The sequence below is a fragment of the Photorhabdus heterorhabditis genome (assembly GCF_001280945.1).
In the GTDB taxonomy this organism is placed as follows: domain Bacteria; phylum Pseudomonadota; class Gammaproteobacteria; order Enterobacterales; family Enterobacteriaceae; genus Photorhabdus; species Photorhabdus heterorhabditis.
In genome coordinates this window covers 16,484-31,107 of the sequence record NZ_LJCS01000026.1, presented here as the reverse complement: position 1 = coordinate 31,107, position 14,624 = coordinate 16,484, and the positions used below count along the sequence as shown (strand labels likewise).

Annotated in this window: 12 protein-coding genes; 11 read left to right on the top strand and 1 reads right to left on the bottom strand. The window is 41.6% G+C overall.

The features are described 5' to 3' along the window. Positions 1 to 6 precede the first annotated feature (6 nt). The 7 genes from AM629_RS10790 to AM629_RS10760 all read left to right on the top strand — a co-directional run bounded on the left by AM629_RS10790 (position 7) and on the right by AM629_RS10760 (position 10,478). Positions 7 to 2,904 (top strand): valine--tRNA ligase, encoded by a 2,898-nt coding sequence (locus tag AM629_RS10790; protein ID WP_054478822.1) that lies wholly within the window; start codon positions 7 to 9, stop codon positions 2,902 to 2,904. A 595-nt stretch (positions 2,905 to 3,499) separates the two neighbouring features. Continuing rightward, complete coding sequence (locus AM629_RS10785; RefSeq protein WP_054478819.1) at positions 3,500 to 4,273, top strand: amino acid ABC transporter substrate-binding protein; 774 nt, start codon at positions 3,500 to 3,502, stop codon at positions 4,271 to 4,273. A 395-nt stretch (positions 4,274 to 4,668) separates the two neighbouring features. Further along, positions 4,669 to 5,370 carry an amino acid ABC transporter permease gene (locus AM629_RS10780; protein WP_054478817.1) on the top strand — a complete coding sequence of 234 codons (702 nt, stop codon included), beginning with the start codon at positions 4,669 to 4,671 and terminating at the stop codon, positions 5,368 to 5,370. Then, positions 5,348 to 6,112, top strand: coding sequence for an amino acid ABC transporter ATP-binding protein (locus AM629_RS10775; RefSeq protein WP_054478815.1), 765 nt, complete (start codon positions 5,348 to 5,350; stop codon positions 6,110 to 6,112). Before AM629_RS10780 ends, AM629_RS10775 begins: the two co-directional genes overlap by 23 nt. Before the next feature lie 91 nt (positions 6,113 to 6,203). Next, the gene (locus AM629_RS10770) at positions 6,204 to 6,977 is read left to right on the top strand and encodes an amino acid ABC transporter substrate-binding protein (RefSeq protein ID WP_054478813.1); all 774 of its coding nucleotides are present in this window, start codon (positions 6,204 to 6,206) and stop codon (positions 6,975 to 6,977) included. 935 nt (positions 6,978 to 7,912) lie between these two features. Next, positions 7,913 to 9,727: an NAD(P)-binding domain-containing protein gene (locus AM629_RS10765; RefSeq protein WP_054478811.1), complete on the top strand. Its 1,815-nt coding sequence runs from the start codon at positions 7,913 to 7,915 to the stop codon at positions 9,725 to 9,727. A gap of 109 nt (positions 9,728 to 9,836) precedes the next feature. Further along, complete coding sequence (locus AM629_RS10760; RefSeq protein ID WP_054478809.1) at positions 9,837 to 10,478, top strand: LysE family translocator; 642 nt, start codon at positions 9,837 to 9,839, stop codon at positions 10,476 to 10,478. Between the two features lie 145 nt (positions 10,479 to 10,623). Here the strand turns inward: AM629_RS10760 and rraB are convergent, their stop codons facing one another. Next, positions 10,624 to 11,046, bottom strand: coding sequence for a ribonuclease E inhibitor RraB (rraB, locus tag AM629_RS10755; protein WP_054478807.1), 423 nt, complete (start codon positions 11,044 to 11,046; stop codon positions 10,624 to 10,626). Positions 11,047 to 11,209: 163 nt separating this feature from the next. Between rraB and argF the strand changes: the two genes are divergently transcribed. From argF to ridA, 4 genes are all read left to right on the top strand, one after another. Next, on the top strand, positions 11,210 to 12,226 hold the full coding sequence (argF, locus tag AM629_RS10750; RefSeq protein ID WP_054478806.1) for an ornithine carbamoyltransferase: 1,017 nt from the start codon (positions 11,210 to 11,212) through the stop codon (positions 12,224 to 12,226). A gap of 312 nt (positions 12,227 to 12,538) precedes the next feature. Then, a complete protein-coding gene (pyrB, locus tag AM629_RS10745; RefSeq protein ID WP_054478804.1) occupies positions 12,539 to 13,462 on the top strand; it encodes an aspartate carbamoyltransferase in 924 nt (307 codons plus the stop codon). A 141-nt stretch (positions 13,463 to 13,603) separates the two neighbouring features. Next, a complete protein-coding gene (gene pyrI, locus AM629_RS10740; protein WP_054478868.1) occupies positions 13,604 to 14,068 on the top strand; it encodes an aspartate carbamoyltransferase regulatory subunit in 465 nt (154 codons plus the stop codon). 92 nt (positions 14,069 to 14,160) lie between these two features. Further along, positions 14,161 to 14,547, top strand: coding sequence for a 2-iminobutanoate/2-iminopropanoate deaminase (gene ridA / locus AM629_RS10735; RefSeq protein WP_054478802.1), 387 nt, complete (start codon positions 14,161 to 14,163; stop codon positions 14,545 to 14,547). Positions 14,548 to 14,624: the final 77 nt, after the last annotated feature.

Sequence of the window (14,624 nt, the reverse complement as noted above, 5' to 3'; positions counted from 1 at the left end):
GATAAAATGGAAAAAACACCCGCTAGCCAAACGCAATCCGAGCCATCTCTCGATAAAACTTACAATCCTAAAGAAATTGAGCAACCTCTTTACACCCATTGGGAGAAAAGTGGTTATTTCAAGCCTAACGGCGACACCAGCCGTGAGAGCTTTTGTATTGTTATTCCGCCGCCAAATGTAACCGGTAGCCTGCATATGGGCCATGCATTCCAGCAAACCATTATGGACACCATGATCCGTTATCAGCGGATGCAAGGTAAGAATACTTTGTGGCAGTCCGGTACTGACCATGCAGGTATTGCTACTCAAATGGTGGTTGAGCGTAAGATTGCGGCAGAAGAAGGCAAAACACGTCACGATTATGGCCGCAACGCTTTTATCGATAAAATCTGGCAATGGAAAGCAGAATCCGGCGGTACGATTACCAATCAGATGCGTCGTCTGGGTAACTCCGTTGACTGGGAACGTGAGCGTTTTACCATGGATGAAGGTCTATCCAACGCTGTAAAAGAAGCTTTTGTCCGTTTGTATCAAGAAAACCTGATTTACCGTGGCAAACGTCTGGTTAACTGGGACCCGAAATTACACACTGCTATTTCTGATCTGGAAGTCGAGAACCGTGAAGTAAAAGGTTCTATGTGGCACTTGCGTTATCCACTGGCTGACGGCGCAAAAACCACAGAAGGTAAAGATTATCTAATCGTTGCAACTACCCGGCCTGAAACCATGTTAGGCGATACCGGTGTAGCAGTTAACCCAGAAGATCCGCGCTATAAGGATTTAATCGGCAAAGAGATCATTCTGCCACTGGTTAATCGCCGTATTCCCATTATCAGTGATGAACACGCAGATATGGAAAAAGGCACCGGTTGCGTGAAAATCACGCCTGCTCATGACTTCAACGACTATGAAGTGGGTAAACGTCATGCCCTGCCGATGATCAATATCATGACAATTGATGGCAATATCCGTAATGAAGCAGAAGTTTTCGATACCAATGGCGAAGTTTCTGATATTTACAGTTCTGATATTCCAGCTGAATACCGGGGTATGGAGCGTTTTGCTGCCCGTAAAACAATGGTTGCTGAATTTGAAAAATTGGGTCTGCTGGTTGAAATCAAAGCTCATGATCTGACTGTTCCTTACGGCGATCGGGGCGGCGTAGTTATCGAGCCAATGCTGACTGATCAGTGGTATGTCCGTACTGCACCTCTGGCAAAAGTGGCGATCGAAGCCGTTGAGAATGGCGATATCCAGTTTGTACCTAAGCAGTATGAGAATATGTACTACTCCTGGATGCGCGATATCCAAGATTGGTGTATCTCCCGTCAATTATGGTGGGGTCACCGCATCCCGGCGTGGTATGACGCGGAAGGTAATGTCTATGTAGGTCGCAGCGAAGAAGAAGTTCGCCGTGAAAATAATCTGAGCGCAGATATCATCCTCAACCAAGATGAAGATGTACTGGATACTTGGTTCTCTTCCGGTTTGTGGACTTTCTCTACCCTTGGCTGGCCAGAACAAACCGAAGCACTAAAAACCTTCCATCCAACGGATGTGTTGGTGAGCGGCTTTGACATTATCTTTTTCTGGATTGCGCGCATGATCATGATGACCATGCATTTCATCAAAGATGAAAATGGCAAGCCTCAGGTTCCATTTAAGACTGTCTACATGACCGGACTTATCCGGGATGAAGAAGGTCAGAAGATGTCCAAATCTAAAGGGAATGTCATTGATCCACTGGATATGGTTGACGGTATTGCCTTGGAAGATCTGCTGGAAAAACGCACTGGCAATATGATGCAACCACAGCTGGCGGAAAAAATCCGCAAGCGCACAGAAAAACAATTCCCGGCAGGTATTGAAGCGCACGGTACAGATGCCCTGCGCTTTACACTGGCAGCACTGGCCTCGACTGGTCGTGATATCAACTGGGATATGAAACGTCTGCAAGGCTACCGTAATTTCTGTAACAAACTATGGAACGCCAGCCGTTTTGTACTGATGAATACAGAAGGCCAGGACTGTGGACAAAATGGTGGCGAAATGGTGCTGTCATTAGCTGATCGCTGGATTCTGGCTGAATTTAACCAGACAGTGAAAGCTTATCGTGAAGCACTGGATACATATCGTTTCGATATGGCTGCCAATATTCTTTATGAGTTCACCTGGAACCAATTCTGTGACTGGTATCTGGAGCTGTCTAAACCGGCGATCAACAAAGGTTCAGAAGCAGAAATTCGTGGTGCTCGTCACACTCTGATTGAAGTTCTGGAAGGATTATTGCGTCTGGCCCATCCTATTATTCCATTTATCACCGAAACCATCTGGCAGAGGGTGAAAGTAGTTAAAGGGATTGAAGCCGATACCATTATGTTACAACCGTTCCCAGAATTTGATCAGGAAAAAGTTGATGAACTGGCGCTGAACGATCTGGAATGGATTAAAGGAGCGATTATTGCAGTACGTAATATCCGTGCTGAAATGAATATTGCGCCTGGCAAACCACTGGAAGTTCTGTTGCGTAATGCTGACGCTGACGCACAACGCCGTGTAGCAGAAAATCTGAATTTTATTCAAGCAATGGGCCGCCTCTCTTCGGTTACTCTTCTGTCTGTGGGTGAAGAAGCGCCGGTTTCTGTGACCAAGTTAATTGATGGCGCAGAAGTGTTAATCCCAATGGCTGGCTTAGTCGATAAAGAAGCCGAGCTGAACCGTTTGGATAAAGAGATTGAAAAGCTGGATAAAGAGATCGGCAGCATCGAAGGTAAACTATCGAATGAAGGCTTCGTCAGCCGTGCACCTGAAACCGTTGTAGCCAAAGAACGTGAGCGTCTGGCAAACTGCAATACATCAAAAGAGAAGTTACTGGCTCAAAAAGAAACTATTGTCGCGTTGTAATATTCTCAAAAATTAAATTTCCACCCAGGCCACTACAATTCATTGTCAGTGGCTTTTTAATTTAAAAACTGAACGATAAAATTTATAAGAAAGCATACATTCACCCCATTCTGTATAAACACATAAAACATATTGAAAACAAAAACCTATTTTCTTTAAAAACATATCTAATAAATATTTATTTTATTAATCCCTCATATTTACATATCTAAAATCACAATATGATATAATTTTATTTTATATATAAATCATTATATTTCGCATATTATGTTGAGAATACAATCATACAAATATATTATTGCAAATAAAAAGTTAAACTCTATATTAATCTTAATAATCTATACCCAATGGATTTCAAGATGCATCACGACGGCAAGGGAGCGAATCCCTGGGAGCATAGATAACTAGGTGACCGGGGTGAGTGAGTGCAGCCAACAAAGAGGCAACCTGAAAGATAACGGGTATATTCCAGTAAGTATTATTAGGATGACCATAAGCAATGAACAGAGACAGTTCTCAGAAACCTAAGCATACAGGTAATACATGAGTCCCAAATAAATTGCTTCACTAATTTCTAATAACCCGGAGAAATGAAATGAAAATACTTCTTACTCTCTTATTGGCAAGTACTACTCAATTCGGTCTTGTACATTTAGCCAATGCAGAATCAACGCTTGATAAGATTAAATCAACTGGTGTATTCAGAATTGCAACCGAAGGGGCTTACTCACCATTCACCTATCACGATGCTTCAGACGTTTTGACAGGCTTCGATGTTGATATCGGTCGTGAAATTGCACGGCGTTTAAATGTAGAACCGGCATTTATCGAAGGAAAATGGGATGGACTTATTGCCGGACTGGATGCTGGACGTTCTGATGCTGTAATTAATCAAATTGCAATTACACCTGAACGCAAGAAAAAATATGATTTTTCCATTCCATATATCACATCTCAAGCCATACTTATCACCCATAAAGATAACAACAGCATAAAAACATTTAGCGACTTACGAGGCAAAACCTCAGCACATACTCTGACCAACAACTTCGCCCAAATTGCAAGACATAACGGCGCGGAAATCATCGGCACGAATGGATTTAGCCAAGAAATCGAATTGGTTAGTACCCGCAGAGCCGATGCCACAATCAACGATAACCTACCTTATCTGGATTATAAGAGGCACAAACCAAATGCACCGGTGAAAATTGTAGCTTCTGATCCCAACGCAATTCAGACAGCCATTTTGCTCCGCAAAGGAGAGCCAGATCTGAAAACAGCTATCGATCAAGCAATAACTGATATCAAAGCCGATGGCACCTACCAGCGCATCTGGGTTCAGTACTTTGGCACCAATACTCGTGAATAAGTGAAACATCTCTTACTCAAATGTCCCCGTTCCTTCAAAATCGGATACAAATTCTGACCTGGGGACTTTATCGTTAATCCCGTTTAATCGCACAATCAGCGAATATTTTAACCAAAAATAAAATATATTAATTTATGCAAATTCATTGATATATACCCAATAGATTTCAAGATGCATCGCAACGGTAAGAGAGCGTATCCCCGGGAGCATAGATAACTCTGTGACCGGGGTGAGTGAGTGCAGCCAACAAAGAGGCAACTTGAAAGATAACAGGTATATCAAAAATCCAATATGATATAACTTTATTTTATATATATAAACGACCAGCTTGCCATATGATATTTTCAAAATTACATATAAATATATTCTTATATTACACACAATAGGGAAAATATATGGAACCATCCTGGTTCAATTTAGTACTCGATTCTTTTTGGCCTATGCTCTATGCAGGCTTTACTTTCACTATTCCACTCACTCTTATTACCTTTACTCTTGGTATTATACTGGGCTTTATCGTTGCACTAATCCGGCTTTACGGGCCGAAACCCTTTGTTGCCATTGCCAAATTCTACGTATGGCTGATCCGTGGTACGCCGTTGCTTGTACAACTGTTTCTTATTTTTTATGCTCTACCTAGTGTTGGTATTACACTAGGTGCATTTACTTCAGCCGTTATCGGTTTCACCCTGAATATCGGTGCCTATACATCTGAGGTAATCCGCGCTACTTTATTATCTGTACCAAAAGGACAGTGGGAAGCTGCTTACTCCATCGGTATGAGCTGGACACAAGCGTTACGCCGGATCATTCTGCCTCAGGCCGCGAGAATCGCCATTCCACCGCTCTCAAACACATTTATTTCACTGGTGAAAGATACTTCGCTGGCCTCAGTAATCACAGTACCGGAGCTGTTCCTTGCTGCACAACGTATTGCTGCGGTGACTTATCAACCTCTCATTCTTTACACCGAAGCTGCAATAATTTATCTGATAATCAGTTCAGTATTATCATCATTACAAGCCCGTCTGGAAAAGAAGTTTTCGCAAAAGAGCGATACAAAGGAATTAGAAAATGATACAGCTCAACGGCATTGAGAAAAGTTTTAACGGGCAAAAGATCCTGAAAAATATCGATCTTACTATTGAGGAAGGCAGCCTTACCGCATTAATCGGCCCATCAGGAAGCGGCAAAAGCACGCTGTTACGCTGTATCAACTTATTAGAAATTCCTCAGGCAGGGAAGCTCCAAATTGGCAATGAAAGCATGACCTTCATTGGTAAAGAGCGAATTGCTCACAAGGACGTACAACGGATTCGCCAGCAAACCGGTATGGTGTTTCAAAACTTTCAGCTTTTCCCTCACCTCACCGTCATTGAAAACATTATGGAAGGGCTGATCTGGGTTCAGAAATGGTCACATGAACAAGCAAAAAAGCGAGCGCTTGAACTGCTGGAAAAGGTTGGCATGTCACACAAAGCTGATGCCTTACCTGCCACACTATCCGGTGGTCAACAACAGCGTGTCGCGATTGCCAGGGCGCTGGCACCTTCTCCCAAAGTGTTATTGTGCGACGAGCCAACTTCCGCGCTCGATCCAGAATTATCTCTGGAAGTTGTAGCTGTATTGAAACAATTAGCCAAAGAAGGAACCACGATGTTAATGGCTACACACGATCTACGTCTGGCTGCAAACCTAGCTTACAACGTCATATTCTTAGAATCTGGAGAAATTGTCGAATCGGGAACGTCGAAAACTATTTTTACTCGTGCCCTTAAACAACGTACCGTCGAATTTGTTTCGACCTTAACGAATACCTTACCGGATTGGGAGATATAACCCACCGTTAACAACACCTTGTCATCATTGATCCTTACAACAACCAATGATGATCAGATAAATAAATTTTTTGGTCGCCTGGAGAAACAAAATGAAAGTGTTCCTTACCGCATTATTAGCTGGTGTCATTCAATTCAGCATCGTACATTCTGCCAGTGCAGAATCTAGCCTTGATAAGATTCAATTAACGGGTGTGCTCAAAATCGCTACCGAAGGAACCTATCCACCATTTACCTATCACGACGCTTCAGGAACTTTAACCGGTTTTGATGTTGAGATTGGTCGCGAAATCGCCCATCGTCTAAATGTCAAAGCCGAGTTCACTGAAGGAAAATGGGATGGCCTGATTGCCGGACTGGATGCCAAACGCTACGACGCTGTACTCAACCAAGTCGCTATTACACCAGAGCGTAAGAAGAAATATGACTTTTCCACTCCGTATATTATCTCCAAAGCCGTACTTATCACCCGCAAAAACAATGGCAGTATCAAGACATTTAGTGACCTGAAAGGTAAAACATCAAGCCATAGCTTAACCAGCAACTATGCACAGTTAGCAAAACGTTTTGGTGCGGAAATCGTCCCTACCGAAGGATTTAATCAGGCAATCGATCTGGTTGCTACAGGTAGGGCTGATGCAACCATCAATGATAATCTGTCCTATCTGGATTTTAAAAAACACAAACCTAATGCACCGGTAAAAGTTGTCGCATCTGAACCCAATGGTGATCAAGTCGGTATTCTCATCCGTAAAGGCGAACCAGAATTACAAACCGCTATCGATAAAGCGTTAACCGACATTAAAGCTGATGGCACTTACCTGCAAATTTCTACTAAATATTTCGGTACCGACGTTTCCAAATAAGAAAGTGACCCTCTTTTCTTTCAAGAGATGGTTTCTCTTAATACCTGGAAGTAGCGAAAGTCTGACACAGAATTCTGAACACATTCAACCATGCAACGGAAGCGTTCAGAATTCTGCACTTCTATTTATTAAATTACGCTGAATTTCACCACTGATAATATTTCATTTGATCCTTACTTAAAATCTATTCCTTTTGGAAAGTATTGTCTGATGAAACTATTGATATTCTCATTTATCCTTCTTTCCCATCGATGATAGAATTTTAGGCTATAATTTCAATCTGGTTTCTCACCTCATTCAAGGTCACAAAAACATTATCAGCTAAAACAGTCCAGTATCTGAATTAACCACCTGAATTATGTGTAAAAAATTATCATTTCCAGACTAGATTAAAATAATCTTCCCCAGAACAATACCATTAATATTTACTTTAAAATATTAAAACCGGCATCTTCAAGTTGAATGGGTATAAATAATCACGAAAACCTTATCAAAAACACTTCCTCAATTAATCATTGGCGGCTTATTACAATTTATTATCATTCCATTATTATGGATGGAAAATAATATATAACATTGCTGAATCAACTAATCATAACTTTATATTTGAAATTCGCATCGATATTTGAGAGTATCCTTCGCGCATGCATTATGGATGAAAAAATTTAATTAATAGGCGTAAGTTTCATCCATAAATATTATCTTTAATAAATAGTACTTGGGAGCTAATAATATATTTCAGGAGCAAAAATTTTTGGTTCCTAAAGAAGGGTAGTTGCTCTACCTCCCTTCTGATATCACTCAAAATAAATTATGGAATAGTTTAAAATTAAGCGGAGATAAATGTGAAATCCTTATCTCAATTTCATCGTTATAAGAGGTAAATATAATGCGAGTTCATTATTTTAATATTATTACTAGAGGAGATAAGTATAATGCGAAACCATTATCCTAATATTATTATTGGTGGCGGTCCTGCTGGGCTAAATATGGCCCTTGAATTTAGTAAACGCGGTATTGAATATCTCTTACTTGAAGCAAACGAGACTGTTGGTGGTCAGTGGGATAGATTTCCTGTATGTGGAGAGTTGATCTCGCTCAACAAAAAATATGTTCCCGGAGACAATCATACCTATCGGATGCGTTATGACTGGCACACTCTCAGCACTATTAACGCGGAAGATGTGGTGAATGATCCAAAACTTCAATTTACAGAATGGACATCAGCACATTGGCCATCAGCAAGAATTTATAAAGAATATCTAAAATACGTAGCCGATAAAATGGGGCTCGTAAAGTGTATACGCACCAATATGCGCGTTCGGCGTATAATGAAAGAGAATGAACATTTTATTATCGAGATTTCTGATTCTCTGTCCATCTCAGCAGATCGAATATTTTGTGCTACCGGCGTATCAAAGCCAATTATGCCAGATATTAAAGGGCTTAATGCTGAAACCTGTACCCTTTACGAGAACTTCGATCCAAATACCGCTGCTGAGCGCTATAAAAATAAAATCGTGATGGTACTTGGACGAGGTAACTCTGCTTTCGAAATTGCACACCACCTTATCGATATCACAGCTGAAACGCGGGTTGTCACGAGATCATTACCTCTGTTCGCCCGGCAGACTCACAACGTGCATGATTTGCGTGCTCAAGTCTCAGATGTTTTCGATTTGATGCAACTCAAGTCCAACAACAATATTGTCAGTGACCGCATTGTTGAAATTCGGCGAATCGCTAGTGGGAAGCATAAAGGACAATTATTGGTCAGCTACGAGACACCTTGCCCGCATTGGTCTCCGCCAAGATGGATGAAACGCACAGGCATCGTTGACGATGTGATTGTATGCTGTGGATTCAACTATACCTTATCAGATATTTTCGACATGAATACTGTTCGACCAGATGTTGACGAAAAAGGCAAATACTGTTTGCTCACATCAAGTTGGGAGTCAGTGAACGTACCAGGGCTCTATTTTATTGGTACCTCTATGCGAGTCAATGATCCAGATGCAGCCTCCGGTTTTGTACATGGTTTCCGATGTAATATTCAAGCGCTTGGAAATATCATTGCTGAGAAATATCACGGCATAGCTCTCAAGCCAATATTTGAATGCAGAGTACCTCTTGATAACCCTTCTGACGCGCTGGTATCTCTCTCCAAGTTTCTCGTAGACCTTGTCAGTACAAGCATGCCACTATTTGAGCTTTTCAGCTATTTCGGAAACGTAGTCACATTTGAAGAATGTCATGATGAAGGTGTTATACACGCGCACGTATGGCCTTCGTTTTCGCGAGAATATAACAACGAGCGTTGGGGAGATAAACAAAATCGCCTTGAGATAGTATTTGAGTATGGATTCTATCGGTATGGCAATGGCGAACTCCCGACACATTACTTTACGTTACCAGCCGATCATTTCGACACTTCTCAAAGTGCTTATATCCACCCTGTGTTTCATGTTTTCCGCGAGGGTGTAGAAGTGAACGCCTTCCATATGCAAGAGAGTCTTATTGGCCGTTGGGACCTTGATGACTATGTAGATGCCGAAACCAATGTTGATCAGTACAGGAACGTCGCTTTCAATGCTTGCGCCTGTGCACTTGACATTGAAGAGCGCAGAAGCATGTTGCCAGTGCTTGATGAGTTTGTCGAGAAGTGCTATCCCCTTATGAGCGAGGAGGAGATTGCAGAAGCGCTGCGGATTCAACCAACCCTGGCATTGCTTGCCAAGCAGTCATGATTGTATTGTACTAGATGTGTACAACGAAATTTAACTAACACGGCAGGGACAGGATAGCGATTTTTATCTAAAAATTCATGTCCCTGCGCCAGATAGCGAAGGTTACCTTATGTTCACAAATTTTACGACACTTCAAGGTCTGTTAGGACTCATGCTGACTAGCTCAATACTAATCGCTGTTCCTGGCCCAAGTATCATGTTTATTGTGGGACAGGCGGTGTCAGTAGGACGGACCAACGCATTACGTGGTGTGATTGGAAATGCAATCGGAACCTATTGCGTTGCTGTGATCCTTGCCTTGGGAATTGGCTCTTTGCTCATACAATCCAGCACTGCTTTGATGGTCATTCGTTTGCTGGGTGCTATTGCCTTACTAGTCATCGGTGTTCAATATCTTTTTTTTTCAAGGCCGCTGCGAGTTGGCGAGAATGTTAGCTCCAAGAAAAATAAACAAACATTGGCGCTAGGAATAATCGTTGGTGCAACGAATCCGAAGGCATTGATTATGTTTGGTACGATAGTTCCAAGCTTTTTAACCGAAGGAATAGACAGCCCTATTTTATCCCTGCTCAGTTTTTCATTGATACCGATTGGCTTAGGCTTGGTGATAGATACAGCATGGGTCGCTGCCGCTCATGCGGTGAGCTCGCGCGCATCTTTTACTGAAAAAAGAATGAGGCTAGTGAACATACTAGGTGGAGGGATGATAATCATAATGGCTGTTTTCTTAGTCATGGGAGCTCTACTTTGAAAAATCAGCAGATATTAACGTTCAATTGAAATATAAATTCCTATAAAAAGGAAATAAGAATTAACCACGCTTTAAATTAATAAAGGGCAACTTACAGACTGGAAACCTGTAAGCTAGACCCTCTATTACTTCTTACCTCAATACCTTAATGAAGCCTATCTCCTCCTTGCTCCGGTAGATCGTCTTCATCATCTTCATCATCATCTTGTGCGTCAGGATCTTCAAAGTAAGTACCCCAACCATCATAATTGACACCGATTTTTTCGGCCAGATTCATCAGTTGTTCAACCTGGGTATCGATCAGTTCTGCACTTAACCCACATTCACTAATAACATCACAACACATAAGAATAGTGCCATCCTCAACCTCCAATTCTTCTGCATCAGTTACTTCATAACCTAGCTTAAAGGCTTCGACAGCAGCTTTTTCCAACAGATTAAAATCTTCTGCAGAAAAGTGGTGTTCAATGGCATAAAGCGCATCTGGGTCACTACCATCTTCCAATAATTCTTCAATAATAAGGCGCGTTTCTTCACGTTGTTCTTCTAAGTCTTTTTGATTTGCCATACCCAATATCCTCAATCAGTTGGCCGTCCCAACTTTCATTCTCCCACACCACAGTCAGCCTAACCACTGTTTACATCAAAGAAATCTAACACGGAGTTGAAATTGAATTTTTATAGATATAAATTGAATACAAATGCAAAAATAAATGCAGAGGTACTCAACAATGAATCCGTTCTATCAACGTAATTTACTAAGGTTACTTGATTTTTCTTCAGCAGAAATCCCCGCTTTTCTGAAGCTGGCAGCTGAATTAAAATCGACTAAAAAATCCGGCACAGAAAAAGCTCTGCTAACAGGTAAAAATATTGTGCTAATCTTCGAAAAGAATTCCACCCGCACGCGCTGTTCATTTGAAGTAGCTGCTTATGACCAAGGGGCAAATATCACTTATCTTGGCTCTAGTGGTAATCAAATTGGTCATAAAGAATCAATTAAAGATACCGCCCGTATACTTGGTCGCATATATGACGGTATTCAATATCGTGGCTATGCTCAGAAAGTAGTTGAAACGCTGGCAGAACACGCTGGCATCCCCGTATGGAATGGCCTGACGAATGAATTTCATCCTACCCAGTTACTGGCAGATCTACTCACTATCCAAGAGCATCAACCTGAGAAACCGCTGTCAGAAATCAAATTCGCCTATTTAGGTGATGCCCGTAATAATATGGGCAATAGCATGCTAGAAGCTGCAGCACTGACAGGTATGGATGTTCGACTGGTCGCTCCTGAAGAGTACTGGCCAGATGCAACACTAGTTGCTGAATGCCAAAAACTGGCTGAAAAAACCGGCGGTAAAATTACTCTAACTGAAAATATCGCGGAAGGTGTTAAAGATGCTGATTTTCTTTACACCGATGTCTGGGTTTCGATGGGAGAGCCAAAAGAAGTTTGGCAACAACGAATTAGCCTACTGAAACCTTATCAGGTCAATATGGATATGGTGAAAATGACAGGTAATCCGCAGGTAAAATTCCTGCACTGCTTGCCTGCATTCCATGATGAAGAAACGACGTTAGGTAAGCAACTGGCAGACAAATTTGATATGTATGGCGGACTGGAAGTCACCAATGAAGTTTTTGAATCAGAACACAGTATTGTATTTGATCAGGCAGAAAATCGCCTACATACCATTAAAGCGGTAATGGTAGCAACACTAGCAAAGGATTTAAAAATCTGATTACTTAAGGTATCTGTAGGATTATGTCTATAAAGACGTGATGCTGCCAATACCATTTTTCTTCCTGCGATACTTGCTGTAAGATTTTTCACGAGTATAATGCGCCGCAATTTGCCGGGAGAAATCATGAAAAACAGCGCTTATTTTCGTCAAGCTAAAGTGCGAGTGCAACTGCCTAAAGGCAGCCAGCAACCATTGTTTTTCCCGCCGCTAAACCGATCATTTAATGCCCCTCATTGAGGGGCTTTTTTTTGCCCGGCAATCAATTGATAATCGCTACACCCGGATGTCAGCATTAGAGGAGAGTGAAAAATGGCTAATCCGTTATATCGCAAACATATCATCTCAATAAATGATCTGAGCCGCGAAGATCTGGAATTGGTATTGCAGACTGCTGCCGCACTAAAAGCCAGACCACAGCCTGAATTACTGAAACACAAGGTTATCGCCAGTTGTTTCTTTGAAGCCTCTACTCGTACTCGCCTCTCTTTTGAAACAGCAATTCACCGTCTTGGTGCTTCAGTTGTTGGTTTTTCAGATAGTAGTAACACTTCCCTAGGCAAGAAAGGAGAAACACTGGCAGATACCATTTCCGTTATCAGCCAGTATGTTGACGCTATCGTGATGCGCCATCCACAAGAAGGTGCACCACGTTTGGCTTCTGAATTTTCCAGTAATACTCCAATCATCAATGCCGGTGATGGCGCTAATCAGCACCCGACTCAAACCTTACTGGACTTGTTCACTATTCAAGAAACCCAGAAACGGCTGGACAGTCTGAATATCGCCATGGTTGGTGACCTAAAATATGGCCGCACCGTCCATTCGCTGTCACAAGCGCTGGCAAAATTTAATGGCAACCATTTCTATTTTATCGCCCCAGAAGCACTGGCAATGCCAAACCATATTCTTCATATGCTGAATGAAAAAGGTTCTACTTATAGCTTGCATACTAATATTGAAGAAGTCTTGCCAGAGCTGGATATTCTTTACATGACTCGTGTACAAAAAGAACGCCTTGATCCATCCGAATATGCCAATGTAAAAGCACAATTTATTCTACGTGCCACTGATCTGACGGGAGCGAAAGAAAACCTTAAAGTTCTACATCCATTGCCACGTATTGATGAAATTACTGTCGATGTAGATAAAACTCCCCATGCTTATTATTTCCAACAAGCAGAAAATGGCATTTATGCTCGTCAGGCACTATTATCTTTAGTTTTAAATGAATGATTAAAAAAGAAAATACTTTTTAATCCGCGAACATAACTGGTTATTACTTTCTTTCTAACATGGAATGCGTGTCGATTCTTAACCATTACCTGGAGGGTGAATACAGACAAATTGTCACCAAAATGTATTCATAAAAACACTATGACCCAAGATCATAAATTACAAGTCGAAGCCATTAAATGTGGTACAGTGATTGACCATATCCCAGCTCAGGTAGGCTTCAAATTACTTTCTCTGTTTAAACTGACTGAAACTGATCAACGTATCACCATCGGCCTGAACCTGCCTTCCAATCAATTAGGTAAAAAAGATCTCATCAAAATCGAAAATACATTCCTTACAGAGCAACAAGCTAACCAGCTGGCTATGTATGCACCGAACGCAACGGTGAACTGTATTGAAAACTATGAAGTCGTCAAGAAACTGCCAATTAACTTGCCTGAACGCATTGATTGCGTGCTAGTCTGCCCGAATAGCAACTGTATTAGCCACAATGAGCCTGTAGAAAGTAGTTTTCGGGTCAAAGTCACATCCGAAGACGTGGTGCTAACCTGCAAATACTGTGAGAAAGAGTTCGACCGCAACGTGGTAATACTCAACGATTAAACGATCTATGCCAGTTGCTGAGGCAGATACGGGAACTATAATAGTACCTTTGGTAAAACATTTATTCAGTTATCACATTAACAGGAGAACCTATGTCATACGAGATTAATACCAATAAAGCCCCTGCTGCAATTGGTCCATATGTTCAGGGTGTTGATCTAGGCAGCATGATAATCACTTCCGGGCAGATCCCGGTAAATCCAGAAACAGGTGATGTAGCAGAAGATATTGCTGCTCAAGCTCGTCAATCACTGGAAAACGTTAAAGCTATCGTTGAGAAAGCAGGTTTGACTGTAGGTGACATTGTTAAAACAACCGTTTTCGTTAAGGACTTAAATGACTTCGGCACTGTTAACTCTACCTATGAAGCATTCTTCAAAGAACATAATGCCTCTTTTCCAGCACGTTCCTGTGTTGAAGTAGCCCGTCTACCAAAAGACGTTAAAATCGAAATTGAAGCTATCGCGATTCGTAGATAATCTCCCAGTTCCACTGTTGTAAACCTTTAGTTAGTCGCTAGCTAAAGGTTTTTGCTTTTCTCTACCCTCCAAATATA